The 417-nt window shown below is 54.7% G+C and carries 2 protein-coding genes; one reads left to right on the top strand and one right to left on the bottom strand.

Features of this window, described 5'->3' with window-relative positions:
* Nucleotides 1–143: winged helix-turn-helix transcriptional regulator (locus tag AB1462_RS32275; RefSeq protein ID WP_367249192.1), on the bottom strand; the 143-nt coding region annotated here is incomplete at its 3' end.
* A gap of 89 nt (nucleotides 144–232) precedes the next feature.
* On the opposite strand from AB1462_RS32275, the gene AB1462_RS32270 reads away from it, so the two are divergent.
* A partial coding sequence (locus AB1462_RS32270; RefSeq protein WP_367249190.1) for an NADPH-dependent FMN reductase occupies nucleotides 233–417 on the top strand: 185 nt, incomplete at its 3' end.

Raw genomic sequence — 417 nt, 5'->3', positions numbered from 1 at the left:
ATCGCATTGCGCAACTCGTTGAAACGCATGGTGCCCTGGCCAAGCTTGCTGACGACGAGGACGGTCCATTTGTCGCCGACGCGCTGGAGAATCTCACTGACGGCGCGGCAATCCTCGGTGTTGTGGACGTATGTAGGTTTCAAAAAGGTGCCTCCTTGCGCGGTCTTTGATAGGTATCCTATATAGCGCCAGTATCCATTTTATACCATGAATCTTTCACGGAGAAATTCAAATGTCTAAACCCAGGATCGCGGTCGTCGTCGGATCGATACGCGCAGGACGCTTTGCGGACAAACCGGCAAGCTGGATTGCCGACCTTGCCAAGGCACGCGGCGATGTCGAAGTCGAGATCGTCGATCTTGCCGATTACCCGCTGCCGCTTTTTGCAGAAGCACGTTCGCCGCTTTGGGCTGAATC

The sequence above is a fragment of the Pseudomonas sp. SB113 genome (assembly GCF_040754745.1).
Lineage (GTDB): Bacteria > Pseudomonadota > Gammaproteobacteria > Pseudomonadales > Pseudomonadaceae > Aquipseudomonas > Aquipseudomonas grimontii.
This window is presented reverse-complemented; position numbering and strand designations above follow the sequence as displayed.